Genomic DNA, 25,055 nt, shown 5'->3' on the forward strand with positions numbered 1-25,055 from the left:
CCATGCACAGTAGACGGCGGTCGGCGGAAGATTGCCATCTGGGTCCGCAGAACCATTTGACACTTCGGGCTAATCAGGCGGCACTACGCCATCATTCGCGCATCACGACTTCCGAGCGGGCAGGCTGATAGCCACATCAATCTGAGCGCGGCAGGTGCAGTCGTTGACGCGGGCGCGCAGCAATGGAGTGACGACAGATGAGCTCGTCGATCATTGATTTCCTCGCAACAGAAGCACGCTTTGGCGCCCACAATTACGAGCCGATCGGGGTCGTCCTGTCGCGTGGCGAAGGTGTCTGGGTCTGGGATACCGACAGCAACCGTTACCTCGATTGCCTCTCCGCCTATTCGGCGATCAACCAGGGCCACTGCCACCCCAAGATCCTCGCGGCGATGGTGGAACAGGCGCACAGGCTGACGCTCACCTCGCGCGCCTTCCACAACGACCAGCTCGCCCCGTTCTACGAAGAGATCGCGGCGCTGACCGGCTCCCATAGGGTGCTGCCGATGAACAGCGGCGCCGAGGCGGTCGAAAGCGCGATCAAGTCGGTGCGCAAATGGGGCTATGAGATGAAGGGCGTGCCGGACGGCCAGGCCGAGATCATCGTCTGCGCCAACAATTTCCACGGACGCACGCTTGGCATCGTCGGCTTTTCAACCGACCCTGTGACACGCACACACTTTGGACCGTTCGCGCCCGGCTTCAAGATCATCGCGTTCGGCGATGCCGCGGCGCTGGAAGAAGCGATCACGCCGAACACCGTCGCCTTTCTGGTCGAGCCGATCCAGGGCGAAGCCGGTGTCATCATTCCTCCAGCCGGCTATTTCACGAAGGTGCGGGAGCTCTGCACCGCCAACAATGTGATGCTGGTGCTCGACGAGATCCAGACCGGGCTTGGCCGCACCGGCAAGCTGCTCGCCGAACAGCACGAGGGCATCGAGGCGGACGTGACGCTGCTCGGCAAGGCCCTGTCCGGCGGCTTCTATCCGGTGTCGGCCGTGCTCTCGAACAACGAAGTGCTCGGTACGTTGAGACCCGGGCAGCACGGTTCGACTTTCGGCGGCAATCCACTTGCCTGCGCGGTGGCGCGGGCGGCGATGCGCGTGCTGGTCGAGGAAGGCATGATCGAGAACGCCGCCAGCCAGGGCGCGCGCTTTCTGGAAGGCTTGAAAGACATCCGTGCCAACACGATCCGCGAGGTACGCGGGCGCGGCCTGATGCTGGCGGTCGAGCTGCATCCTGAGGCCGGACGCGCACGCCGCTACTGCGAGGCGCTCCAGGGCAAGGGCATCCTCGCCAAGGATACCCATGAGCACACGATCCGCATCGCCCCGCCGCTGGTGATTACCAGCGACCAGGTCGACTGGGCGCTGGAGCGGTTCGCCACGACCCTGACGCAGGACTTCTCTTGAGGCTGCCTGCGTCGGAAGATCGCAAGGCCGGCCGCGGCCGACAACGAACGATTCCGCCACCTGCGCGTTGAAGGTTGTGCGCGGTTACGAGTTGGGAGCGACGATCATGCTTCCGCGTGGCGTTTGCCTGACGGCTTTTTTGGTTAGTGTCTCGATGCTGGCGGCGAGCGTCGGCGCATCCGCCCAAGGCCCCGGCCAGGGCCATGGAAGGGGTGGACCACCGGGACCGGCTGCGGCGCCGGCAGCTCGGCCGGCAGCACCACCTGCCATGGCGCGTCCCGCCGCGCCGGCATTCCATCCCCCGGCTATGCCGCAGCGACCGGCCATGGCGCCACATCCGGCGCCGCATATTGCCTCACCGCCACCGCGTCCGACCCCGCATTTCGCTGCGCCGTCACCGCGAGCTGCCCCGCACGTAGCGGCGCCGCGGCCTGAATTCCATCGGGCGCCGGCAGCGCCGCAACGTCCGGCCATGGCACCGCGGCCGATGCCGCATATCGCCGCCCCGTCACGGCCAAGCGCACAGCCGGCCATGAACCAACGGCTGTCGCGACGGGAGCAGATTGACCAGCGCGCGCAACAGCATCAGCAGCAGATCCAGCAGCGCCAGCAGATGGTGCAGCAGCGGCAGCGCGAGATGCTGTCGCACCAGACCGCGGATCGCCAGACCCGCATCGATCGCCTGCAGCAGCGCTTGCAGCAATTACAGTCGCAAAAAGTAGAAGGCGCGCGGGCGCAACGCGCGCAGCAACGGATGCTCCAGACGCAGAACCGCCTGCTTGATCGTGAGCAGCGGGCGCAGCAAAGCGACCTGGCACGCCAGCAGCGGCTTGGACTACAGGCTCCGGCCGGGCGCGCCCCAGCCACTGCGGCTGCCGTGCAGGCCGCCGAGCGCGGGCGGTTTGCCGCGCGCTTCCGCGAGCAGGCCACTCCGCAAACCCAAGCGGCCCTCGTCGCCCGCCAAAGCGGCTGGGCTCCCCGGCAGGCCTGGCGGCACCGCCATCCCGCGGTGTTCGTGGCGTGGCTTGGGCCGGTGTTCTGGCCATACGCCTACTCCGACATTTTTGACTATACATTCTGGTCCTATGCTTACGAGCCCGGCTATTGGGCGTACGCGTATGACGACTTCGTCGACACCGTGTTCTGGGGTGGTGACAGCCCCTATGCCGCCTATGCCAGCACCAACCCGTATGACTATCCGCAAGCCGGCGGCTACCGTGCGCGCCAGCGCGCCAGCGTGAGCCCGCAAACGCTACAGCAATTGTGCGGTACACCGGACAAGGGCGTCACCGCCTGGCCGCTTGCCGATATCGCGCGGGCGGTGCGTCCGACGCCGGAGCAACGCGCGCTGCTCGACGAATTGAAGACCGCGGCGGCCAACGCTGCCGGTGTGTTCAAGGATTCTTGCGCGGAGACCTATGCGTTGACGCCGCCCGGCCGCTTGCGGGCGATGATGAACCGCGTCAGGGCGACGCTGGAAGCGGTCAAGATCGTGCGACCGGCACTGGAGAATCTCTACAACTCGCTCAATGACGAGCAGCAGGCCCGCTTCAACGCGCTCGGCCCCAATATCGGCGACCGCTCGCCGACGCAGCAGCAAGCCAGTGGCCAGGAAGCCCGTGTCGACGGCTGCGGCGATCCGAAGTCCGGCCTGACCCAGTTGCCGATCCAAAGGATCGAGGCTGTACTTCACCCCGCGGGCAAGCAGAAGGAAGCGCTCGACCGCCTGAGCGAAGCAACGGCCAAGGGCGTCGAGGGCCTACAGGCGGCCTGTCCGAACGACCTACCGCTGACGCCGGTCGGACGGCTGGAGGCGATGCAGCACCGGCTCGAGGCCATGCTGAAGGCCGCCAAGCTGGTCGAACCCGCGCTCGACGAGTTCTATGCCACGCTGAGCAGCGAGCAGAAGGCGCGCTTCAATACGCTGCAACAGATTGCAAGCCCGTGAGGGCAGCGTGGCATTCTCTCGTTGCAATTGCGCAGCGGCCGAACGACGGCTTCCGAAGCCGCAGGTGCATTCCATTTCAGGACTGAAATTTTAATTGTGAGCGGCCGTCTCTGGATGGTGGTTAGCTTGACTGTGGCGCGGCTGCGGCACCGGGGTGATGACATTCTGCTTGAAGCTGATGGCTGTCCACCTCTCGTTGGTAGTACTCCAACCAGCTCGCTGACCCGCACGAGTTAGCCGCTTCGGCGCCGTATCCAACGTAGCCTCTTGTCCGCCGAGAATGGCAATCATCGCGGCGGCCTAAACCACCGTCTTGTGCCGCGCGACGCAGGTCTGCAGCACCTCGTCGATCGGTCTGCTCCACCAGTCGTTGGAGAAGATTTCGATCTCCGAATAGCCGGCAAAGCCCTCTGCTTCGACCGCTGCGCGTACCGACTTGATGTCGATGACGCCGTCGCCCATCATGCCGCGGTCGTTGAGGATGTCCGTGGTCGGCACCAGCCAGTCGCAGACATGGAAGGCGAGCAGGCGATCGCGGCCGGCGCGCGCGATCTGGGCCATCAGCTCCGGATCCCACCAGATGTGATAGACGTCGAGCGCGACGCCGAGCATGCCGCTGCGACCAGGATCAAGCCGGTCGCAGATGTCGAGCGCCTGCTTCGTGGTGTTGACGCAGGCGCGATCCGCCGCATAGGCCGGATGCAACGGCTCGATCGCCAGCGGCAGCTTTGCTTGTTTGGCGTAGTCGAGCATATCGGCGAGCGCTTCCTCGACCTGCGTCCGCGCGCCGGCGATGTCCTTCGACGCCTCGCTGCCCGGCCGCGAATATTGCGGCAGGCCGCCGACGACGAGAACGATGCAGGGTGCTCCCAGCGCCTTCGCTTCGTCGACGCAGCGCCGGTTGTCGTCGCGCACCTCGTCTCGGCGCGCAGCGTCGGATGTGAACATGCCGCCACGGCAATAGCCCGATAGATCGAGACCGGCATCGCGCACCGCACGCGCGGCACGATCGAGGCCGACGGCGGCGACCTGGTCGCGCCAGGGGTCGATGGCACGGATGCCGTGCCTGGCACAGGCGTCGATGATCTCGACGAGATCACCCTGCTTGCGGATTGTCGCCGTATTGAGCGACAGCCAGCGATGGTCGGACGAGAAATCACGCATCAGGATTCGATTCCGTGCGAGGCCAGCACGGTCTTCATCCGGCGCGTCGCAAGTTCGGGATTGGCGAGCAGACCGGCCTGATCGGCCAGGCGGAACAGCTCGGCCAGATGCAGCGTCGAGCGCGTGCTTTCTTGTCCACCGACCATGGTGAAATGGTCCTGGTGGCCATTGAGATAAGCCATGAAGACGACGCCGGTCTTGTAGAAGCGCGTCGGCGCCTTGAAGATGTGGCGCGACAGCGGCACCGTCGGTCCCAGCACATCGTGGAAGCCGGCCTCGTCGCCGGCTGCCAACCGCGACAGGGCATAGGAAGCCGCCGGCGCGATCGCATCGAAGATGCCGAGCAGCGCGTGCGAAAAGCCTTCGCCGTCGCCGGCGATCAGCTCCGCGTAGTTGAAATCGTCGCCGGTGTACATCTTGATACGCTTGTCGAGACGCCTGCGCATGTCGATCTCGCGCTGCTTGTCGAGCAGCGAAACCTTGACGCCGTCGATCTTGGCCGCGTTGCCGTTGATGATGGCCACCGCCGTGTCCATCGCCTTGTCGAGATCGTTGGTGCCCCAATATCCCGTCAGCGCCGGATCGAACATGTCGCCGAGCCAGTGGATGATCACGGGCTCGCGGACCTGCGACAGCACCCGGTCGTAGACCTTTGCGTAATCGTCGGCGTTGCGGCCCAGCTTCGCCAGTGCCCGCGACGCCATCAAGATGATGCGGCCGCCGACCTTCTCGACCGCCGATATCTGCTCCTCATAGGCGCGGATCACGTCGTCGAGAGTCTTGGCATCCTCGACCGCGAGATGGTCGGTGCCCGCTCCGGAAAACACCAGCCCATTGCGCCGCTTGGCGGCGGCGACCGAGCGCGTGATCAGCTCCAGCGAAGTCGGCCAATCCAGCCCCATGCCGCGCTGCGCGGTGTCCATGGCCTCCGCAACCCCGAGCCCGAGGTCCCAGACGTGCTCGCGGAAGGCGATGGTCTTGTCCCAGTCGACGGCAACCGAAAGCCAGGGATCATTGTCGGCGAAGGGATCGACCACCGTATGCACGGCCGAAAAGGCGATGCGATTCAGCGGTCCCTCGAGCTTCACGGGAAACGTTCGCGACGCCGCAAGCCGGTAGGTCTCGATCGAGCGATCGGCTTTCGGCAGCTTGAGCGACAGGGACGACGTCGGCAGGACGGGTTTGTTCATGATTTCAGACCTCTCCCCGTCATTGCGAGGAGCGAAGCGACGAAGCAATCCAGATTCTTTCCGCAGTGGCAGTCTGGATTGCTTCGCTTCGCTCGCAATGACGGCTCAATCAGCATCGACACTTATCCAATAGACTCAGACCTTGATCGGGGCGACGTCGATCCAGCGCCGCTCCTTCCAGCTCTTCAGCGCGCATTCGGCGAGCTGCACGCCCTTGACGCCTTCGAGCAGCGTGAACTTGTAGGGCGCGTCCTCGTAGACATGGCGGATGAACATCTCCCACTGCTCCTTGAAGCCGTTGTCGTAGGTGACGTTGTCAGGCAGCTTCTGCCAGTCGCCGTAAAAGTCATGCAGCCGCTTCTCGTCGGGATTCCACACCGGCCGCGGTGTCGCCTGCCGCGCCTGGATCATGCAGTCGGACAGGCCGGCGACGGCCGAGCCGAGCGTACCGTCGACCTGGAAGGTGACGAGATCGTCGCGATAGACGCGCGTCACCCAGGACATGTTGATGTGGGCGATGGCGCCGCCCTTGAGCTGGAACGTGGCATAGGCGGAGTCGTCGGCGGTCGCCTTGTACTTCTTGCCCTGCTCGTCGAAACGCTCGGGAATGTCGGTGTTGCCGATGCAGCTCACGCTCTCGACCTCGCCGAAGAGGTTGTCGAGCACGTAGCGCCAATGGCAAACCATGTCGAGGATGATGCCGCCGCCGTCCTCGTCGCGGTAGTTCCATGACGGCCGTTGCGCCTCCTGCCAGCCGCCCTCGAACACCCAATAGCCGAACTCGCCGCGCACCGAGAGGATGCGGCCGAAGAAGCCGGAATCGCGCAGGAAGGCGATCTTCTTCAGGCCGGGCAGGAACAGCTTGTCCTGCACCGTGCCGTGCTTGACGCCCTTGGCGTTGGCGAGCTTGACGACCTCGAGCGCCTCCTCGAAATTCGTCGCGATCGGCTTCTCGCAATAGACGTGCTTGCCGGCATTGATGGCCTGGGTCAGCAGCCCGGGGCGTGCCTGTGTGGTGGCGGCGTCGAAGAACATGGTGTCGTTCTTGTCCGCCAGCGCGGCGTCCAGATCGGTGGTCCAGCGCGTGATGTTGTAGCGCTTGGCGAGCCCCTCGACCTTCTCGACGCTGCGGCCGACCAGGATCGGATCGGGCATCACGCGGTCGCCGTTTTTCAAGCGGACGCCGCCCTGCTCGCGGATCGCAACGATCGAGCGGATCAGATGCTGGTTGAGGCCCATCCGGCCGGTGACGCCGTTCATGATGAGGCCGAGGCGTTGGGTGGTCATGCCAATTGCTCCCTAGGTGATTTTGGCTGTTCAAGCTGGCACAGTGCCGACCAGTCGGGATGGACCGACGTCGCAAAGCCCACTCGGTTGAGCGATCCCGTCAGGAGATCGCCGTTCAGAATTGAGAGCCTGATGCCCTGCCCCGCATCGGAGTAGAGATCGGGATGCGCTGCCGCGAAGACCTCGGCTTCCGCGGCGGGCGTCTCGCCAAATCCGTCGACATAGTGATGGCCGTTGCGCTCGGCGTGCGTGATTCCGATAAATGCACCGAGCGCGAGATCCTGCTGCACGGCAAGGCCCGCCTGGCAAGTGAGGTCCTCACCGGTCACGAAGAACTGCTCGCCGTCCGCGCTCCATTTTGCAGCGCGCGTCGCGTTGACGATGGACTTGTAAAGCCCTTTGCAGGACTTCGACGAAATGCCGTGATAGCCGAGCGCCCGTGCCGCAGGAAACGCGTCGTAAGAATCGTCGGCTTCGTCGATGATGAAGCCGCGCGCCGCGAGTGAGCTGAGCGGCGACTGCCTCGTGACATCGCGCGGCATCGGCTGCTCGACATAGAGCAGCCTAGAAGAAATCGATCGCAGCGCAGGATCATGGTCGAGCCGGTCGATGAGTGCTCGCAACGCGACGAGATCGGCATATTGCTCGTTGGCATCGAGCGTCACCTTGTAGTCACGCTCCAGCGTATCGAGCTCCTTGCCAATGCGCGACAGCCGCACTGCGTCGGCCACGGGATCACCCGACAGCTTCAGCTTGAAGTAGCTTGCACCGGAGTTCTCGCGGGCATCGGCAATTCCGCCCTCGCCTTCAACGGTGTCGTCGAGGCCGACGGTATGCCTGATGGCAACACGCGAGAGCGGCTTCCGGCCGGATAGAAACGTCGTGAGATCCGTTTCCTTCAGGTCGGGCGAGAGCCGCGCGTCGATGCCGGCGATGTTGCCGGCCATGCCATCGAAAAAACTGGTCTCGGCGGCGCGTAGCAGCGCATCGAGGATCGCTTTGTCGATTTCCGCGGGTCCGTAAGCCGCCGCAAGGGCCGGGATGTTCTTTTTCGCACACGTTGCGACCTGGGCACCGATGCACGAGGCATGCAGATCGAATGCAGTCAGAAATCCAGTTCGCGCAAGATAAAGCCCCCGAGCGATCTCCAGCGAGCGGCGCAGATCATCGACGGTCCGTGCCGGCGACAGCTCCGGCCGCTTGTCGAACCATTTTGGCACCAGCAGCTCGGCGCTGGCGCCAACCGCCGTTCCCCTGCCCTCGACCTCGATCTCGACTCGTACGAACAGCTGCGGTGTCGCGTTGATCGTGATCGCGCCAAAGCGGAACGGCCGCGCGAACTGCACGGGATGTTCGAAGAAGGCGATATCTCGCAGCTTCAGGCGCGGTGCCATGGCTTCAGTCCAGTGAACCCTGCGAGAAGAAATGCTTGCGGATGCGCTGCACGAGCTCGGTGAAAACAGGATCAGCCATCACGTCGAGCGAACGGGGGCGCGGCAGTGGCACGTCGTAGATCGCGGCGATCGCGCCTGGCCGCTCGGTCATGACGAGCACGCGGTCGGCGAGGAACACGGCCTCGGGGATCGAATGCGTAATCAGCAGCACCGTCTTCCTGGTCTCGCGCTGGATCCGCATCAGCTCGACGTTCATGCGCTCGCGCGTCAGGGCATCGAGCGCGCCGAACGGCTCGTCCATCAGCATGATCCTGGGATCGTGCACGAGCGCACGGCAGATCGAGGCGCGCTGCTGCATACCGCCGGACAGTTGCCACGGCAGCGTTTTCTCGAAGCCTTCGAGCCCCACCATCTTCAACAGCGCCTTGGCGCGGTCGAGATATGTCTGCCGCGGCAGCCGCTTCATGTCGATCGGCAGCATCACGTTGGCCAGGATGTTGCGCCAGGGCAGCAGCAGTGCGTTCTGGAACACGATGCCGACATTGCCGTGCGGCGCCGTCACCTTCTCGCCCTCGACCAGGATCTCGCCCCCGGTCGGCGGCAGCAATCCAGAGATCAGCTTGAGCAGCGTGGACTTGCCGCAGCCGGAAGGGCCGACCACGACAAAGAACTCGCCATCGTTGATGTGGAAATCGAGCGGCCGCAGCGACGGCACGTCACCGTCGCGCGTCCGATAAGTTTTGGACACGCCGGACAGTTTGATGCCCGACGCATCGCCGGCAGCACGGTCGCTCACCAGTCTCAGATGTGCGGCCGGCTGCGCGATTTCACTCATAACTGCCGCTGGTTTCACGAGCCGCTCTTCGGCAGATAGTCGTTGGTGTAGAAGGCCTTTGGGTTATCCTTGGCCTTGGCGTCGAGCCCGCCATATTCGACCATCAGGTTGACCGAGTCGGTCATGTTCTGGTCAGTGACCTGGAACGGCCGCTTGGTCTTGGTCTCCGCAGTCCGGTAGAGCGGAATGGTCAACTCAAAGCCCTGGGTCAGCGTATCGATCTTGCCGCCCTTCGGATTGGCGTCGAGGATCGACTGCGCCGCGGCCTTCGGCTCCTTCTCGGCGGCCTCGACCGCTTTCGTCGTCGCCGACATGAAGCGGCGGACGAGGTCGGCATTGGCCTTCACATAATCAGCGTTGGCGATGATGCCCGATGAGACCATGTTGATGCCGTAGTCCGCGAACTTGATCGGATAGACGTCCTTGCCGGTGGCGTCCTTGATCTTCATCGACTGGTCCATGACGTAGCCGAGCAAGAGATCGGCCTGGCCGTTGATGACGGCGTTGAGCTTGGTCTGGCCGTCGCCAGCGACGGTCTGGAAGTCGCTCTCCTTCAACCCGGTCTTCTTCAGGAACAACGGCCAGATCTGGGTCATGGAATCGGCCGGCGTGATGGCGACCGTCTTGCCCTTGATATCCTCGGGCTTCCTGATGTTCTTGTCGACGAAACCCATGGCGGACATCGGGCTGGTCTGGAGCAGCACGCCAGTCGCAACCACCGGCGCGCCCTTGATCGCGGCGCGCATCATGGTGGGCACGTCGACATAGCCGAAATCGGCGGTCTTGGCGGCGACCGCCTGCGTGGTCGCGGCCGAGCCGCGGCCTTCCTGGATCTCGAGGTCGATCCCCTCGGCCGCGTAAATGCCCTTGGCCTTGCCGTAGTAGAACGGCGCGTGCTCACCATAGACGTACCAGTTGAGCATCAGCACGACCTTGTCCGCCGCCTGCGCCGGCATGGCCGCAAACACCATCAGCGCCGCCGAGACAGCTCCTATCCACCGCTTCATCGTCACTCTCCCTTGTCGTTGTTTGCGTCGGCCGTTGGCAGCCGTTCGTTGCTTTGGTTGTTGTTAAGAGGCGAAAATCACGTCCTCGCGCTGGCTGACATGCCAGGGAATGACCAGCTTCTCGATCCGGTCCACAATCCAGAACAGGATGACGCCGAGCAGCGCAAGGATCACGAGCGCTGCGAACATCGTCGGCAGGTCGAAGGTTCCGATCGAGCGCTGCATCACATAGCCGATGCCGGAATTCGAGCCGACGAACTCGCCCACGACCGCGCCGACCACGGCGAGCGTCACCGACACTTTGAGGCCGGAGAAGATCGCCGGTAGCGCATGCGGCAGGTTCACCGCACAAAACACCTGGAAGCGGCTGCCCTGCATGGCTCGGGCGAGATCGACCATATCTGGATCGACCGATTTGAAGCCCTGCACCGCGGAGACCACCACCGGAAAGAAGCCGAGCAGGAAGGCCGAAATCACCTTCGGAATGATGCCGAAGCCGAACCAGACCACGAACAGCGGCGCGATTGCGATCTTCGGCACGGATTGGGAAAACACCAGCAGCGGATAGATGTAGCTCTCCACGGTCTTGGAGCCCGCGATCAGCATCGCGATGGGGATACCAAATAGCGCCGAGAGCGCGAAGCCGCAGACGGTCGCATAAGTCGTCGGCCAGGACTGGCGCAGCAATTCCGGCCAATCGGTGCGCAGCACCGCAATGACATCGCCCGGCGACGGGATTTGATAGGCGGGAATCTTGAACAGCCGGATCGCGAGATCCCAGGCGACGATGATGAACACCAGGAACAAAAACGGCCGGATCCAGGCCGCGTTCAGGATCTTGGACACCGCACTCTGCGGCTTTAGCTCAGCCACGTCTCACTCCCGGCAGTCTTGTTCGTTGGCGGAGAAATTAACCCGTTGGGTAAATACTGTCCAGTGGTTTTGCTGTGACGTTTTGCGCAGGGGTTCCGGGCTTTGGCAGGTAGCGGAGTCGAATGCGCTCGTGTCCCGGACGCGCTGCAACGCCCTATAGCGTTGCTGCGCAGAGCCGGGACCCAGAGGCGACGTGCTCCACAGTTGCGTGGGCCCCGGCTCTGCAGCGCACCGCAAGAGCGCTGCGCTGCGTCCGGGGCACGAGACCGCCTCGTGGCCCGGACTGCGCCGCTACACCGTCTGCGCCACCGCGGCGCGCGAGTTCGGCACCTTCGTCGTAGCTAACAGCGCGGCCGAGCGTCCCGTCAGCGCTGCCAGCACGAGGCCGACCATATGGTCCAGCCGCTCGTCCTTCGCATCCTTGGCCAGCAAATCGCGGCCGAAAATCACGCTGAGCGTCGCCGAATTCGAAAGATAGAAGAAACAGAGTCCCGCGATCGAGATGTAGAGCTGCACCGGATCGACCTCGACCTGGAAGTCGCCGCCGTCGACGCCGCGCCGCACCACGGTGCGGATCATCTCGACGAAGGGTGAGTGCATCGACTTGACCTTGGTCGAGCGCTTCAGGTGCTTTGCGCGCGCGAGATTCTCGGTCTGGAGCAGCGAGAGGAATTCGGGATTGCGCAGGAAATAATTCCAGGTGAACTCGATCAGGCGCCTGATCGCCTCGGGCGGGTCGAGATGTTCGAGATCGAGCCCGCGCTCCTCGCTGCGGATCTTGTCATAGGCGCCTTCGAGCACCGCGAGATAGAGCTCGTCCTTGTTGCCGACGTGATAGTAGAGCATCCGCTTGTTGGCGCCGGCCTTTTCGGCAATGCGATCGACCCGCGCGCCGGCAAGCCCATGGGCCGAGAATTCCTGCTTGGCGGCTTCGAGAATGCGCAGCCGCATCCCCTCGGGGTCGCGCTGCCATTTCAGAGTTCGCTTTGCCTTCGCCAAACCGGTTGCTCGCTGAGTGGTCTCAGGATGCCGTGTAACACGCGGGCGGCCCGCCGCATAGTTTCGTCATTGCGAGCATAGCGAAGCAAATCCAGACTGCCACCACGGAGACAGTCTGGATTGCTTCGTCGCAAGAGCTCCTCGCAATGACGAGAGGACAGAACGCCTCTCAATCCACCGGCTTCGGCGAGCGCTCCAGCAGGACCGTCTGGATGCCGCAGGTGCCGGTCCGCACCGTCATGATGCGCGTGCCCGGCTTGCGGCCATGGCGCACCTCGCTGACATCGACGCCGGCGGCGATCAGGCGGGCGCGGGTGGCGTCGATGTCGGCCACCCGCCAGCTCAGGCCCCAGAGGCGGTCATGCAGGGGATCGCCGCCCGCGCCTGGGCGGCGTACCACCTCGACGATGAGATCGCCGCAGCGGAAGAACATCAGCTGGCCCCAATCCTGGTGCGAACGGTCGAGCGCCAGATCGAGCCCGAGCCGCGCGCCATAGAGCGCGGCGGCGCGATCGGAATCCTCGGTGGTAATCACGACGTGGTCCAGCGCATCGATCGGCGCAATATCGGTCGCCGGCGACAACGGACGCTCGTCAGCCAGTTCGAGGAAGAACATGCGCACACTGCGCGTGAGTTCCGTGGCAGCGCGCGTCCGCTTCCAGTGCAGGATCGCGCCGCTCTCCGCATCGCTGCTTTCGACCTCGGCAACCGGATCTGGCTTGAGCGCCACCCGGTCCAGCCGCCGGTGCATCTTGCCCATGTCCGCGACACGAAAGCACAGGCTGGCGAGCACGCCTTCCTGGCCATCGAGCAGCGCGCGCATGCGCTCGGCGGTCATGCTGAAGCCGTTCGGCGCCATCAATTCGATCGTCATGTTCGCAAGAGTGAACAGCACCCGGTCGGCGCCCTCGCCCGAGTTCTGCCAGGCCGGCGCGCGCCCGAGCAGCGTCTGATAGGCCGCCTTGGCCGCACCGATATCCCTGACCAGAGCGACGACGTGATCGAGGCCGGTGATCATGTTTCCCCCTTGTTGATTGGCCGGAACCGTGAACCGAGAGACGGCAATTGTCCGGGCTTGGCATTGCCCGGCGATGGTCGTATTCCGGCCCCATGCCGACCTCAAGCGCTTCGTGCGGCAGTTTTGCGGATAATTTCAGCGGTCCCCCGGCGGAACCGGTGTTACAGTAACCCTGCCGGCCGGGACCACAAAGCGCATCACGGACAAGCAATGCAGGCTCTCTTTATCGGACAGACCTATATCGACGTCGTTTTCATCACCGACCACATGCCGACCGGTGACGAGAAGCACGTGGCCTCGGACTACGCGGTTTCCTTCGGCGGCAACGCGGTGACGGCGGCGTTCTGTTGCGCCAAGCTCGGCATCGTGCCCGATCTGATCGCCACGGCGGCCAATGACTGGCTCGGCCGCATGTTCATGGACATGTGCGCGAAATACGGGATCTCGCTGCATGGGCGGAAGGTCAACCAGTCTTCGCTGTCCTTCATCATGCCCAAGGACGGCAAGCGCGCCATCGTCCGCTGCCGCGACGACGACCACATCCATCCATTCCCGATGCTCAATCTCGGCGGCTGCCGCGCGCTGCATGTCGACGGCCATCAGCCCGATGCCGCGATCCACTACGCAAAAGTCTGCCGCGAGGCCGGCATCTTGACGTCGCTCGACGGTGGCGGCCTGCGCACCAACACGCATGAGCTACTGGAATTCATCGACGTGGCGATCGTCGCCGAGCGCCTGTGCGAGCAAATGGATCTGACGCCGGAGAAGATGCTCGACTATCTCAAGAGCCGCGGCTGCAAGATCGGCGGCATCACCATGGGCGAGAAGGGCCTGCTCTGGTATAATGAAACAGGCGCGGTCGAGATCATGCCGGCGATGCCGATTCCGCGCGAGCGCGTGATCGACACCAACGGCGCCGGCGACGTCTTCCACGGCGCCTATGTCTATTCCTATCTCGCCCATCCCGGCAAAAGCTGGCGCGAGCATTTTGATTTTGCCCGCGCCGCCTCGACCTTCAAGATCCAGCGTCTTGGCAACGAAGCCGGCCTGCCGACGCTTGTCGACATCGCCAAGGTCAGGCGCGAGTTCGAGGTCAGGGTCTAGCGTTCGCCGAGGTCTGTTATGGGACGCGTCTTCGTCGCCGGCAGCATCAACATGGATGTGGTGGCGACAGCCGATCGCCATCCGAAGGTCGGCGAGACCGTCGCCGGCAGGCAGGTGCTGTATTTTCCGGGCGGCAAGGGCGCCAACCAGGCGGTCGCGGCGTCACGGCTTGGCGCGAGGACCACGCTGATCGGCCGGCTGGGCAAGGATCCGTTCGGCGGTGAGCTGAAGGCTTTCCTTGGCGATCAAGGCATCGATCTCGGCTACCTCCAGGAGACGAGTGAGGCCCACACCGGCACCGCGATCATCACGGTTGCGGACGCCGACAACACCATCATCGTCATTCCCGGCGCCAATGCACTGGTCGGCGCTGATGATGTCAGCGTTGTACCCATCTTGAAAGGCGACGTTGCCGTCAGCCAGTTCGAGATCCCGCTGCCGACGATTGCCGCGTTCTTTCGCCGCGCGCGGGATGCCTCGGCCACGACGCTGCTCAACCCGGCCCCGGCACAGAACATGTCGGGCGAATTGCTCGCGCTCGTCGACATCCTCGTGCTGAACGAGACCGAGCTCGGCTTCCTCGCCGGTGTCGAGTTATCCGACAGTGACCAGACCGCGCGGATCATCGACGTCGCGCGAAAACTTCAGGCGCGCGAGGACCAGACCATCTGCGTGACCCTCGGCAAGCGCGGCGTCCTCGCGCTCGCCGGACGCGAGGAATTGTCGGTGCCCGCCCGCTTGGTGAAGGCGATCGACACCACAGGCGCCGGGGATTGTTTTGTGGGAGCGGTCGCGGCGCAACTTGCCGACGGCGCAGCGCTGCGCGCGGCACTCGCGTTCGCCAATGCCGCCGCCTCTATCTCCGTGCAGCGCATGGGCGCCGGGCCGTCGATGCCGACGGCCGGGGAAGTCGCCGCCGTCCTCAACGCCGGCTGATCACGCCAGCGCGCTCTTCAGGTCAAAACTTTCGTCGGCGGCCTGCGCCGGCGTGATCGAGCGATCCAGGCCGAACAGGCGGCGACCGAACATGTGGTCGCCGGCGCGGTTGATCGATTCGATGCCGAGCAGACTGTCGCCCTTGTAGCAGAACGCCGAGAACGCCTTCCTGGCGGGATCGCCGCGCAGCACGACACGGTCGTAACCGGTGGTGAGGCCCGCGATTTGGAGCTTGTCGTCGCCCTGGTCGCTCCAGAACCAGGGATGGCTGTCATAGGCCTTCCGGTCGCCGGTCAGCCGCGCCGCAAGGCAGCGCGCGTGATCGGTGGCGTTCTGCACCGATTCCAGCCGCTGCGATCCGCCGAAGCGCGGGCTTGCGAACAGCGCGCAATCGCCGATCGCCGAGATATCGGGATCAGCCGTCGAGAGATATTCGTCGACGATGATGCCGGCGGCGACCGGCAGCCCCGCCTCCGCCGCCAGCTCGATGTTCGGCAGCACGCCGACGCCGACCACGACGAGATCCGCCGGCAGATGCCTTCCGTCGCTCAAGGAGACGCCGGCGACCTTGCCGGCGTCCGCCTCGATCGCGGTTGCCTGCACGCCGAGGTGGATGCGGATGCCGGCCTCGCGATGCCGCGCCTGAAAATACTCCGAGACCTCCGCCGTCACAGCGCGCGCCATCACGCGCGGGGCGAGCTCGAGCACGTCGACCTCAAGACCCTTGATGCGCGCGGTGGACGCGAATTCGAGGCCGATGAAGCCGGCGCCGATCACCACCACCCGCGTCTTCGACGGGATGATCTTTCGCAGCGCCTCGCTCTCGTCGAGAGTGCGCAGATACTTTACATCGGGGAGATTGGCGTTGGGCAGATCGAGCAGCCGGTTGCGCGCGCCCGTCGCCAGCACGAGGTGGCCGTAGGGCAGCGTCTTGCCCGAAGCGAGCAGCACCTTGCGCCCCGCGCGGTCGATCGACACGACGCGGCCCGCGAGCAGATTGATGGCCTGGTCCTGGTAGAATTTTGCCGGCCGGAACATCAGGCTCTCCGGCCCCGCCGCGCCCTTGATATAGGCCTTGGACAGCGGCGGCCGCTGATAGGGCAGATGCGCCTCGTCATTGATCAGGCAGATGGGAGCGGAAAATCCCGCCTGACGCAGGGATGCCGCGACCTGGTAGCCGCCATGGCCGGCACCGACAATGATCACCGGACCATCCGTCATCGGACAGCCCGTTTCCGCAAGACACGAGCGTGACCCATGTCGTCTCCTCTCTCACTGGTTTTGGTTTTCTGGCCCAGGAGGAGCCGGCGCTCGTGTCCGTCCCTTGGCAAAGGCGGCCCATTTGAGCCTATAGTTCCGGCTTGCGCAAGAGCAGCGGGCGGGCACTGGCGGCCGGGGATTGTCACCCCTCGGCTTCTGCGATTTAGTTGCAGCAAGGACCTCATGCCGGGGATTTCAAGATGCCAGCTCCCATCTCCCAACCCGACGATCCCGCGCTGCTCCGGATCGACGGCCCGATCGCGACCATCACGCTCAACCGCCCCGCCGCGTTCAACTCGATCAATCTGGCGATCGCGCAAAAGCTCGAACAGCTTGCGGCCTACATCGAAGGCGCCGACGACGTCAGGGTTGTGATCCTCGAAGGCGAAGGCCGCGCCTTCTCGGCCGGCGGCGATCTGCAGACGATCGGTGCTGCCGCGGAGGCCAACACGGTCACGCCCGTCGTCGGCGAACTATTGAAGCACTATCACGCCTTCATCGAGATCATCCGGCGCATGCCGAAGATCTCGCTGTCCAGCGTGCACGGCTCGGCCGCCGGCGCCGGCATGGGCCTCGCTTTCGTCACCGATCTCTGCATCGCCGCGGAGAATGCCAAATTCACGCCGGCCTATGCCAAGATCGGCGTCTCGCCAGATGGCGGATCTACGGTCGGGATCGTCAACACGGTCGGCCCGCGTCGCGCGCTGCAGATTTTCCTGTCCGAGGACAATTTTACCGCGCAGCAGGCCCATGAATGGGACCTGGTTGCGAAGGTCGTTCCCGCCGCCGAGTTGAAGACGGCAACGCGAACTCTCGCCGAGCGGCTGGCACAGAATCCGCCGGCGGCGATTGCCGGCACCAAGTCGCTGGTCTACCAGGCCGCCACGACACCGGTAAAGCAGCAGCTCGATGCCGAGGAGCACAAGATCATCATGGCCATGAACACGGAGGAGTTTCGCGCCGCGGTCAAGAAATTCACCAGCAAGAGCAAGTAGCATTCACGCAAGCAGGCTTACTTGGGACAGATATAGCCCGTGCCCGCCGGCGACTTGAAGCATCCGACCGATTCCGGCAGCACTTTCTGCGGCAGCCACAGCACCACGCTCGGGAAGTAGATCGCGAACGCAATCGTCCCCAGGAACACCAGGTAGATCGGCAAGGCGGCGCGTAGCGCTTTGGCGAAACTGACGCCCACGAATTTCGACGCCATCAGCAGCACAAGACCGTAGGGCGGCGTGATCAGACCGAAGGCCAGCGTTGCGATCAGCACCACGCCCATATGCACGGCATTGATGTCGCCGGCTTCCGTCAGTGTGTTGACCAGCGGCATGAAGATGATGATGGTCGGCACCGGCTCGATGAAATCGCCGACCACCGTGAAGAGCAGCACCATCAGCAGCATGATGAGATGCGGATCGTTGCCGGCGAGCGAAGTGATGACCTCGGCGATGTAGCTTGCACCGCGCAAATAGGCGAGCATCCAGCCGAACGCATTGGCGGCACCGATCGTGATCAGCGGCAGCGAGAAGATAAGGCCCGCAAGGCAGAAATCATACGGAATCTTGCTGATATGCGCACGGTTGAGCGCGGGGATCACGACCACGACAATCCAGACCACGGCAACGACGCCGGCTTCCGTCGGCGTGAACCAGCCGGTCAGAATGCCCCCTAGCAGGATCACAGGGATCATCAGTGGCAGCGCCGCATCGCCCGCCGCGAACACCACCTGCCGCAGCGGGGCACGCGGCTTGCGCAGGCCGGAGGGGCCGAAGAAATAGCAGTAGATCATCAGACCGAAGCCGATCATCAGGCCGGGCACGACGCCTGCCATGAACAGGCCGGCGATCGAGACGTTGCCCACGGCGCCATAGACCACGGCGGTGATGCTCGGCGGCACCAGCGCCGCGATGGTCGATGCGGATGCGATGATCGCGGCGATGAAGGCGGGCTCGTAACCCTCGCGCTTCATCGGGCCGCCCAGCGCGCGGCTCATCACGGCGACGTCGGCGGTGGTCGAGCCCGACATTTCCGAGAAGAACATGCTGAAGACCACCACGACCTGCGACAGGCCGCCCCTGATATGGCCAACGAGGGACACCGAGAGGTTGGCTATTCGAACCACCACATTGGCCGAGCTCATGAGCTCGCCGACCAGCAGGAAGAACGGGATCGCCAGCAGCGCCTCGGAATCCACGCCGTCGAAAACCTTCTGGATGATCGCGGCGAGCGAGACGTCCGACAGGAGCGCGCCGATGAAGACGCCGGCCATCAGCGAGAACGGCACGGGCACGCCGAGATAGCCGAACGACAGGAAGCAGACCGTCATCAACGCCAGAACAATGGGTGCGCTCACGGCTGCGTCCTCATCTGTGCGTCGGTGATGACAGGCGCCCCGTCGTCCTCCTCGGGCGGCTCGGGGTGGTCAAAGCCATTGCGCAGGCCGTTGACGAGCTGCTCGATGGTGAACAGGCCGATCAGCACGCCCGACAGCGGAATGATTGCGTAGAGCGAAGCGATCGGGGTGCCCGACGGCAGGCGGAAACTGCCGAAGCCGCGGAGGTAGTTCTGATAGCCGTACCAGATCAGACAGAAGGCGACGCCGAGCACCACGAGGCGAATGATCACTTCCACGATCAGCCGTGAGGCGCCGTGCAACGCCTCGGAGATCGCGGTGAGATAGAGATGGTCATTGCGCCGGGTCGCGGCCGCAGTGCCGACGAAGATCGCATAGATGAACAGCGTCGAGGTCACTTCCTGAAGCCACAGCCAGGGATGGCCGATGGTGCGGGTGACGATGTCGGCGGTCACCGACAGCGAGAAGCCGAAGCAGAGCACGCCGCAGAGGATCATCAGCGCCAGCTCGAGCCAGTCCAGCCCGCGCCATTTGAGGTGGCGTTGCCTTTGCACCAGCAGTTTGTCGGCGATGGACATTGTTGCTCCCGGCTGCAGCTTTCCGTCATGGCCGGGCTTGTCCCGGCCATCCACGCACTTCGCGGTCGAAGGAAGAACGTGGATGCCCGGGACAAGCCCGGGCATGACGGCTTCGATTGGGGCCTAATTGATCGAGCGGATCAAATCCTTGATCTTCTCGGCATGCGGGCCGAGCTCCTTGGCGAGCTTGTCGAGATAGGGGTCGGCGATCGCCGTAAAACTCCTCTTGTCGACGTTGTCGACGATCTTCACGCCCATCTTTTTCAACTTCTCGGCCGCGGTCCGCTCCAGCTCGAACGCCTTCTGCGGCTCCTTGGAGCTGACCTCGTTCCCCGCCGCCTGCACCCAGCCCTTCTGCTCCGCCGAAAGGCTCTGCCAGAGCTTGTCGGAGATGAACACCAGCGCGTTGTTGGCCTCGTGCTCGGTAATGTTCAGGACCGGGGCGACCTCGTAGTGCTTGTTGACGAGGTAGACATTGATGCTGTTCTCGGCGACGTCGACCACGCCGGTTTGCAGGCTGGTGTAGACGCTGCCGAACGGCATGTGCACGGTCTGGGCGCCGTAGGCCGGGAACATGGTGTCCTCGGTCGCAGTCGCCTGCACCCGGATCTTCAGGCCCTTGATTTCGCCGACATTGTGAATCTCCCTCTTGGAGTACATGTGGCGCACGCCCTGCGAGCCGGTCGCGATGACGTGCAGGCCCTGCGTGGTCTCGTCGATCATGGTCTTGAGGGCTTCGAACACTTTTGGATCGGCTAGGCCCTTGACCACGTGGTTCTCGTCGCGGAACAGGAAGTGCAACGACATCACGCCCGCCTGCGGCGAGATCGTCGCGGTGTTCGCCGAGGAGATGATCGCAAATTCAACGTCGCCCGCTTTCACGAGCTGGAGCACCTGCGACTCCTGCCCGAGCTGCGCGCCCGGATATTGGTCGATGATCATGGTGCCTTTGCTCAATTCCTTGAGCTTCTCGGCAAAGAGATCCCCGGCAATCGAATAGCCGGTATTGCGCGGCTGGTCGTAGGCAAAGCGATAATGCTTCACCTCCTGTGCCGACGCGCCTGTGACGAAGAGAACAGCCGCCGTTGCCGCCAGCCGATGTAAGAATCTTGGCATGGATCGTGCGATCATCGTTTCCCCCTGTTTTATCGCTCGCCGCTTTAGCGGTCTGAGCGTTCGTTCGGGTGGTTGGTCACCCCTTATCAGTCTGCTTCCCAGTCCTCTGCATGAAGTCGAAATCGCAGCCCTCGTCGGCCTGCAGGATGGTTTCGTTGAACAGCCAGGCGTAGCCACGCCGCGCCTCGTCCGGCGCAGCCGCGGGCTTCAACGCCGCGCGCCGCCGTTCCAGCTCCGCCGCATCGACCAGCAGCTCGATGCTGCGCCTCGCAACGTCCAACTGGATCATGTCGCCGTTCTTCACCAGCGCCAGCGGCCCGCCGACGGCGGATTCCGGCGTGATGTGCAGCACGATGGTGCCGAACGCGGTGCCGCTCATGCGCGCATCGGAAATGCGCACCATGTCCTTGGTGCCGCCACGCGCAAGCTTCTTCGGAATCGGCAGATAGCCCGCCTCGGGCATGCCCGGCGCGCCCTTCGGACCCGCGTTGCGCAGCACCAGCACGTCGTCGGCGGTGACCTCGAGATCGGGATCATCCACGCGAAGCGTCATGTCCTCGACGGATTCGAACACCACCGCACGCCCGGTGTGCTGCAACAGTTTCGGGCTCGCGGCCGATTGCTTGATGACGGCGCCGCGCGGCGCGAGATTACCGTGCAGGACGGCGAGCCCGCCTTCCTTCTTGATCGGATTGTCACGCGGGCGGATCGCGTCCTGGCCGGGCACGTCTTCCGCATTGGCGACGACGTCGCGCAGGCTCTCGCCCGTGATGGTCTTGGCATCGAGATCGACGAGGTCGCCAAGCTGCGCCAGCAGTTTCGGCACGCCGCCGGCGTGATGGAAATGCTCCATGTAATGCTCGCCAGAAGGTTTCAGATCGACCAGCACCGGCACATCGCGGCCAAGTTGGTCGAAGACACCGAGATCGAGCCGGTACGGCGAGCGATGTGCCATCGCGGTGAGATGGATCAGACCGTTGGTCGAGCCGCCAATGGCCTGGAGCACGACCTGCGCGTTCTTGAAAGATGCCGGCGTCAGCAATTCGCTCGGCTTCGGCCCCTTGGTCTTGGCCATCTCGGCGGCCACCCTGCCGCTCGCCTCGGCGAGCCGAAACCGCTCCGCATGCGGGGCGGGAATCGTCGCGCTCATCGGCAGCGACAGGCCCATGGCTTCGATCATGCAAGCCATAGTGGAGGCCGTGCCCATCACCATGCAGGTGCCGACCGACGGCGCAAGGCGGCCGTTCACCGCCTCGATTTCGGCATCATCGATCTCGCCGGCGCGATACTTGCCCCAGAGACGGCGGCAGTCGGTGCAGGCCCCCAACACCTCGCCCTTGTGGTGGCCGACCACCATCGGCCCTACCGGAATGACCACAGTCGGCAGGTCGGCGCTGATCGCCGCCATCACCTGCGCAGGAAGAGTCTTGTCGCAGCCGCCGATCACAATCACCGAATCCATCGGCTGCGCGCGGATCATTTCCTCGGTATCCATCGCCATCAGATTGCGCAGATACATCGAGGTCGGATGCGCAAAGCTTTCGGCGATCGAGATGGTCGGAAACACGAACGGCATCGCGCCCGACAGCATCACGCCGCGCTTCGCGGCCTCGATGATCTGCGGGACGTTGCCGTGGCAGGGATTGTAGTCGCTGTAGGTGTTGGTGATGCCGACAATCGGACGCTCCAGCGCGTCGTCGGAATAGCCCATGGCCTTGATGAACGCCTTGCGCAGGAACAGCGAGAAGCCGGCATCGCCATAGCTCGTCAGCCCTTTGCGCAACCCACTCGTCATCATGCCACTCCAATTACCGGGTCATTGTCGTACAGCCTGCCCCTTGATTGTCAATAAGACAGACGCTAAACCTGCCAATTTCCGCATCTGCACGCCAGCGGGTCACCAGATTATTGACAATCCGCGCCTTCCCTGCTCCACAGGATTGGACCGGCCAGACGCCGGGAGGCCGAGAGCATGTCCGACATTCACACCGCAGACGCCATGACGGTCCGGCGCGACGATCCGGACGACATCGTCGCGCGGCTCGAGGAGGACATCATCTTCGGCCGCCTGCCGCCGGGCGCGCGCCTCACCGAAGACGCCCTGATGTCGCGCTACGGCACCTCGCGTCACTTCGTGCGCCAAGCGCTGGTGGATGCGGAGCGCCGCGGCATCGTCCGCCGCGAGAAGAACGTCGGCGCCACCGTGCGGTTCTATTCGGCCGAGGAGGTCCGGCAGATCTACGAGGTCCGGGAGATGCTGACGCGGCAGGCGGCGCTGATGATCCCCCTGCCCGCGCCGCAAGGCCTGATCGATGAGTTGATCGCGCTGCAACGGCAGTATTGCGCCAAGGCGGAGGTGCAGGATCTGCGCGGCATTCACGAGTCCAATGACGCCTTCCACGTCGCGCTTTTCGCGGCCTGCGGAAACCCGTATCTGGTGCGCTCGCTGCAGGATTACATGAACCTGACGCTGCCGATGCGTGCGAAGAATCTCGCCGACAGCGACGGGCTGGCGCAGTCACGGCGCCAGCACGAGCTCATGATCGAACTGCTTAGGGGCCGCGACAGCTGGGCGCTGGCCCAGCTTTGCGTCGATCACATGCAGTTCAGCAAGAAGGACTATCTGGCGCGGATCGCGGAAGAGGAGATTGAGCGCCAGGGCGCGCAGTCATGAAACAGGAGTCCGCTTGCAGTAGTCAAGCAGACTTGTGCGGCAGCTTTGGTGTTTCGTTTTTCACCCATAGCGAAATTCGATCAGAGACAAGGCGCCCCTCACTTTGTAAAATGCGCCCGCACCACCTCACCCGTCTCCGGATTGAGCCAAACCGCGTGACAACTCCAGCTATTGGCCCGGATTAAATCCCCTTCAAGGACTACGGCCACGAAGAAATCGCCTGCGTCGCTCGTTGGAAGCTTTGCCTTCCACCTCACGCGCCCGTCAGGTTCAAAGCATACCAAGTTTTCGTTGGGCTTAGAATCCTCCCTCCCTCAAAGAGGACCAACCGACCGACGTGGTTCGGAAGATCAATCGATGTATAGATTTTTCTCATATCGAACGTGCCTGTCTGTTCGCGAGATGTCGGCTTTTTGATCCGCAGTCGATTTCTCCGCATGGCATGTGGCGATAGTACTCGTCGCCGCCCGACCCACGCAACGAGTCGACGCAACCCTCAAATCTGTTTGTCAAGCCATCGAAATTTCGCAGAGCCGGAAATAAATAAGGGGGCCGGGCTCCGGCGCCACTCCATAGGTCCATCTGCTCCCGAACGAAACGCCATGACCGAACAAACCCTGACGGAGCCGATCCCCGAGCGGCAAGCGCCATCCCGCAGCTTTTCGCGCTACCAGGCGATCCTCGTTGCGCTGCTGGCGCTGGTCCAGTTCACGATCATCATCGATTTCATGATCATGTCGCCGCTCGGCGCCATCATGATGCCGGCCCTCGATATTTCGGCCGCACAGTTCGGGGTGGCGGTCTCGGCCTACGCATTCAGCGCGGGAATTTCCGGCATCCTGGCGGCCGGCTTCGCCGATCGGTTCGATCGCAAGCGGCTGCTGTTGTTTTTCTATGCCGGCTTTACCCTTGGAACGGCGCTTTGCGCGATGGCCCCGAACTATCATGTGCTGCTGCTTGGGCGGATCGTGACCGGCCTGTTCGGAGGCGTGATCGGCTCCGTCGTGCTCGCCATCGTGACCGATCTCTTTGCGCTGCAGTTACGCGGCCGCGTCATCGGCTTTGTGCAAACGGCCTTCGCCGCGAGCCAGGTGCTGGGCATCCCGGCGGGTCTTTTTCTCTCCAACCATTGGAACTGGCACGTCGCGTTCGGCGCTCTGGTCGGCCTGTCGGTGATCGGGATGGCGGCCGTCCTGTTCCTGATGCAGCCGGTGAACGGCCATCTCGCGCTGAAGCAGGATCGAAGCCCGTTCCGCCATCTGATCGCAACGGTCACGCAACCACGCTACTGGATGGCTTTCGCCGTGACGACCCTGCTGGCGACCGGCGGCTACATGCTGATGCCGTTCGGCAGCGCCTACACGGTGCATAATCTCGGCATCGACATCGTTCACCTGCCGACGATCTATCTCGTCTCCGGCCTGTTCAGCATCGTCATCGGGCCGCTGGTGGGACGCGCCAGCGATGCCTTCGGCAAGTACCCCACTTTTGTCTTCGGCAGCGCCATGTCGATCGTCATGGTGCTGATCTACACTCATCTCGGTCAGGTGAGCTTGACGGTCGCGATCCTGGTCAACGTCCTGATGTTCGTCGGCATCTTCTCACGCATGATTCCGTCGCAGGCGCTGATTTCCGCAATTCCCGAGCCGTCGCAACGCGGCTCCTTCAGCGCGGTCGGCGCGTCCCTGCAACAACTCTCCGGCGGACTCGGCTCCGTGCTCGCCGCCGCGCTCATCGCGCAGGATGCCGACGGGACGCTCCGGCATTTCGACCGGCTGGGATACGTCGTCGTGACGACTGCGGTGATTTCCCTGATCCTGATGTATCTGGTGCAGAGGCCCATCGCGGCCCAGGCCGGCAAGCGCGTTGTCTAGGGCGTCGATTCCGACGCCCTAGATTGGCGAATT

General features: G+C 63.8%; 23 protein-coding genes. 7 read left to right on the forward strand and 16 right to left on the reverse strand.

The window, feature by feature from the left end:
• Window positions 1-197 precede the first annotated feature (197 nt).
• The gene (gene rocD / locus IVA88_RS07810) at window positions 198-1,412 is read left to right on the forward strand and encodes an ornithine--oxo-acid transaminase (protein ID WP_247496699.1); all 1,215 of its coding nucleotides are present in this window, start codon (window positions 198-200) and stop codon (window positions 1,410-1,412) included.
• A 305-nt stretch (window positions 1,413-1,717) separates the two neighbouring features.
• Here rocD and IVA88_RS07815 read toward each other — a convergent pair whose 3' ends face one another.
• On the reverse strand, window positions 1,718-1,924 hold the full coding sequence (locus tag IVA88_RS07815) for a hypothetical protein (protein ID WP_247496700.1): 207 nt from the start codon (window positions 1,922-1,924) through the stop codon (window positions 1,718-1,720).
• Window positions 1,921-2,115, reverse strand: a complete 195-nt coding sequence (locus tag IVA88_RS07820; RefSeq protein WP_247496701.1) for a hypothetical protein — start codon at window positions 2,113-2,115, stop codon at window positions 1,921-1,923. The genes IVA88_RS07815 and IVA88_RS07820 overlap by 4 nt, the downstream gene beginning before the upstream one ends.
• A 51-nt stretch (window positions 2,116-2,166) precedes the next feature.
• Here IVA88_RS07820 and IVA88_RS07825 point away from each other — a divergent pair, with 51 nt between their 5' ends.
• Entirely contained in the window at window positions 2,167-3,360 is a 1,194-nt protein-coding gene (locus tag IVA88_RS07825) for a Spy/CpxP family protein refolding chaperone (protein WP_247496702.1), read from the forward strand.
• Between the two features lie 300 nt (window positions 3,361-3,660).
• Here IVA88_RS07825 and IVA88_RS07830 read toward each other — a convergent pair whose 3' ends face one another.
• The 9 genes from IVA88_RS07830 to IVA88_RS07870 all read right to left on the reverse strand — a co-directional run bounded on the left by IVA88_RS07830 (window position 3,661) and on the right by IVA88_RS07870 (window position 13,127).
• Window positions 3,661-4,524, reverse strand: a complete 864-nt coding sequence (locus IVA88_RS07830) for a sugar phosphate isomerase/epimerase family protein (protein ID WP_247496703.1) — start codon at window positions 4,522-4,524, stop codon at window positions 3,661-3,663.
• Window positions 4,524-5,714, reverse strand: a complete 1,191-nt coding sequence (locus IVA88_RS07835; protein ID WP_247496704.1) for a dihydrodipicolinate synthase family protein — start codon at window positions 5,712-5,714, stop codon at window positions 4,524-4,526. The genes IVA88_RS07830 and IVA88_RS07835 overlap by 1 nt, the downstream gene beginning before the upstream one ends.
• Window positions 5,715-5,849: 135 nt before the next feature.
• Window positions 5,850-7,001 (reverse strand): Gfo/Idh/MocA family oxidoreductase, encoded by a 1,152-nt coding sequence (locus IVA88_RS07840; protein WP_247496705.1) that lies wholly within the window; start codon window positions 6,999-7,001, stop codon window positions 5,850-5,852.
• Window positions 6,998-8,395, reverse strand: a complete 1,398-nt coding sequence (locus IVA88_RS07845; protein WP_247496706.1) for a hypothetical protein — start codon at window positions 8,393-8,395, stop codon at window positions 6,998-7,000. Before IVA88_RS07845 ends, IVA88_RS07840 begins: the two co-directional genes overlap by 4 nt.
• Before the next feature lie 4 nt (window positions 8,396-8,399).
• On the reverse strand, window positions 8,400-9,230 hold the full coding sequence (locus tag IVA88_RS07850) for an ABC transporter ATP-binding protein (RefSeq protein ID WP_247496707.1): 831 nt from the start codon (window positions 9,228-9,230) through the stop codon (window positions 8,400-8,402).
• 14 nt (window positions 9,231-9,244) lie between these two features.
• Entirely contained in the window at window positions 9,245-10,237 is a 993-nt protein-coding gene (locus tag IVA88_RS07855) for an ABC transporter substrate-binding protein (protein ID WP_247496708.1), read from the reverse strand.
• Window positions 10,238-10,300: 63 nt separating this feature from the next.
• The gene (locus IVA88_RS07860; RefSeq protein ID WP_247496709.1) at window positions 10,301-11,110 is read right to left on the reverse strand and encodes an ABC transporter permease; all 810 of its coding nucleotides are present in this window, start codon (window positions 11,108-11,110) and stop codon (window positions 10,301-10,303) included.
• A gap of 291 nt (window positions 11,111-11,401) precedes the next feature.
• Window positions 11,402-12,109, reverse strand: coding sequence for a TetR/AcrR family transcriptional regulator (locus tag IVA88_RS07865; protein WP_247496710.1), 708 nt, complete (start codon window positions 12,107-12,109; stop codon window positions 11,402-11,404).
• Between the two features lie 169 nt (window positions 12,110-12,278).
• Window positions 12,279-13,127: a VOC family protein gene (locus tag IVA88_RS07870; RefSeq protein ID WP_247496711.1), complete on the reverse strand. Its 849-nt coding sequence runs from the start codon at window positions 13,125-13,127 to the stop codon at window positions 12,279-12,281.
• A gap of 210 nt (window positions 13,128-13,337) precedes the next feature.
• Between IVA88_RS07870 and IVA88_RS07875 the strand changes: the two genes are divergently transcribed.
• Entirely contained in the window at window positions 13,338-14,231 is an 894-nt protein-coding gene (locus IVA88_RS07875) for a sugar kinase (protein ID WP_247496712.1), read from the forward strand.
• An 18-nt stretch (window positions 14,232-14,249) separates the two neighbouring features.
• Complete coding sequence (locus tag IVA88_RS07880; protein WP_247496713.1) at window positions 14,250-15,167, forward strand: ribokinase; 918 nt, start codon at window positions 14,250-14,252, stop codon at window positions 15,165-15,167.
• Here IVA88_RS07880 and IVA88_RS07885 read toward each other — a convergent pair whose 3' ends face one another.
• Window positions 15,168-16,388 (reverse strand): FAD-dependent oxidoreductase, encoded by a 1,221-nt coding sequence (locus tag IVA88_RS07885; RefSeq protein ID WP_247496714.1) that lies wholly within the window; start codon window positions 16,386-16,388, stop codon window positions 15,168-15,170.
• 239 nt (window positions 16,389-16,627) lie between these two features.
• Here IVA88_RS07885 and IVA88_RS07890 point away from each other — a divergent pair, with 239 nt between their 5' ends.
• Entirely contained in the window at window positions 16,628-17,422 is a 795-nt protein-coding gene (locus IVA88_RS07890; RefSeq protein ID WP_247496715.1) for an enoyl-CoA hydratase-related protein, read from the forward strand.
• 17 nt (window positions 17,423-17,439) lie between these two features.
• Here the strand turns inward: IVA88_RS07890 and IVA88_RS07895 are convergent, their stop codons facing one another.
• The 4 genes from IVA88_RS07895 to IVA88_RS07910 all read right to left on the reverse strand — a co-directional run bounded on the left by IVA88_RS07895 (window position 17,440) and on the right by IVA88_RS07910 (window position 22,269).
• Complete coding sequence (locus IVA88_RS07895) at window positions 17,440-18,780, reverse strand: TRAP transporter large permease (protein ID WP_247496716.1); 1,341 nt, start codon at window positions 18,778-18,780, stop codon at window positions 17,440-17,442.
• Window positions 18,777-19,358 carry a TRAP transporter small permease gene (locus IVA88_RS07900; RefSeq protein WP_247496717.1) on the reverse strand — a complete coding sequence of 194 codons (582 nt, stop codon included), beginning with the start codon at window positions 19,356-19,358 and terminating at the stop codon, window positions 18,777-18,779. Before IVA88_RS07900 ends, IVA88_RS07895 begins: the two co-directional genes overlap by 4 nt.
• 123 nt (window positions 19,359-19,481) lie before the next feature.
• A complete protein-coding gene (locus tag IVA88_RS07905; RefSeq protein ID WP_247496718.1) occupies window positions 19,482-20,489 on the reverse strand; it encodes a TRAP transporter substrate-binding protein in 1,008 nt (335 codons plus the stop codon).
• 61 nt (window positions 20,490-20,550) lie between these two features.
• Window positions 20,551-22,269, reverse strand: coding sequence for an IlvD/Edd family dehydratase (locus IVA88_RS07910; protein WP_247496933.1), 1,719 nt, complete (start codon window positions 22,267-22,269; stop codon window positions 20,551-20,553).
• Window positions 22,270-22,446: 177 nt separating this feature from the next.
• Between IVA88_RS07910 and IVA88_RS07915 the strand changes: the two genes are divergently transcribed.
• Complete coding sequence (locus tag IVA88_RS07915; RefSeq protein WP_247496719.1) at window positions 22,447-23,148, forward strand: GntR family transcriptional regulator; 702 nt, start codon at window positions 22,447-22,449, stop codon at window positions 23,146-23,148.
• A gap of 602 nt (window positions 23,149-23,750) precedes the next feature.
• A complete protein-coding gene (locus IVA88_RS07920) occupies window positions 23,751-25,022 on the forward strand; it encodes an MFS transporter (RefSeq protein ID WP_247496720.1) in 1,272 nt (423 codons plus the stop codon).
• Window positions 25,023-25,055 lie beyond the last annotated feature (33 nt).

It is taken from the genome of Bradyrhizobium sp. 149 (genome assembly GCF_023073915.1).
Lineage (GTDB): Bacteria > Pseudomonadota > Alphaproteobacteria > Rhizobiales > Xanthobacteraceae > Bradyrhizobium.

Coding starts and splice junctions, on each gene's coding strand:
- IVA88_RS07840 (WP_247496705.1), bottom strand. CDS start 7,001: ATGACCACCCAACGCCTCGGCCTCATCATGAACGGCGTCACCGGCCGG.
- IVA88_RS07880 (WP_247496713.1), top strand. CDS start 14,250: ATGGGACGCGTCTTCGTCGCCGGCAGCATCAACATGGATGTGGTGGCG.
- IVA88_RS07830 (WP_247496703.1), bottom strand. CDS start 4,524: ATGCGTGATTTCTCGTCCGACCATCGCTGGCTGTCGCTCAATACGGCG.
- IVA88_RS07885 (WP_247496714.1), bottom strand. CDS start 16,388: ATGACGGATGGTCCGGTGATCATTGTCGGTGCCGGCCATGGCGGCTAC.
- IVA88_RS07855 (WP_247496708.1), bottom strand. CDS start 10,237: ATGAAGCGGTGGATAGGAGCTGTCTCGGCGGCGCTGATGGTGTTTGCG.
- IVA88_RS07845 (WP_247496706.1), bottom strand. CDS start 8,395: ATGGCACCGCGCCTGAAGCTGCGAGATATCGCCTTCTTCGAACATCCC.
- IVA88_RS07850 (WP_247496707.1), bottom strand. CDS start 9,230: ATGAGTGAAATCGCGCAGCCGGCCGCACATCTGAGACTGGTGAGCGAC.
- IVA88_RS07910 (WP_247496933.1), bottom strand. CDS start 22,269: ATGACGAGTGGGTTGCGCAAAGGGCTGACGAGCTATGGCGATGCCGGC.
- rocD (WP_247496699.1), top strand. CDS start 198: ATGAGCTCGTCGATCATTGATTTCCTCGCAACAGAAGCACGCTTTGGC.
- IVA88_RS07875 (WP_247496712.1), top strand. CDS start 13,338: ATGCAGGCTCTCTTTATCGGACAGACCTATATCGACGTCGTTTTCATC.
- IVA88_RS07915 (WP_247496719.1), top strand. CDS start 22,447: ATGTCCGACATTCACACCGCAGACGCCATGACGGTCCGGCGCGACGAT.
- IVA88_RS07825 (WP_247496702.1), top strand. CDS start 2,167: ATGCTCCAGACGCAGAACCGCCTGCTTGATCGTGAGCAGCGGGCGCAG.
- IVA88_RS07900 (WP_247496717.1), bottom strand. CDS start 19,358: ATGTCCATCGCCGACAAACTGCTGGTGCAAAGGCAACGCCACCTCAAA.
- IVA88_RS07920 (WP_247496720.1), top strand. CDS start 23,751: ATGACCGAACAAACCCTGACGGAGCCGATCCCCGAGCGGCAAGCGCCA.
- IVA88_RS07835 (WP_247496704.1), bottom strand. CDS start 5,714: ATGAACAAACCCGTCCTGCCGACGTCGTCCCTGTCGCTCAAGCTGCCG.
- IVA88_RS07905 (WP_247496718.1), bottom strand. CDS start 20,489: ATGATCGCACGATCCATGCCAAGATTCTTACATCGGCTGGCGGCAACG.
- IVA88_RS07870 (WP_247496711.1), bottom strand. CDS start 13,127: ATGATCACCGGCCTCGATCACGTCGTCGCTCTGGTCAGGGATATCGGT.
- IVA88_RS07890 (WP_247496715.1), top strand. CDS start 16,628: ATGCCAGCTCCCATCTCCCAACCCGACGATCCCGCGCTGCTCCGGATC.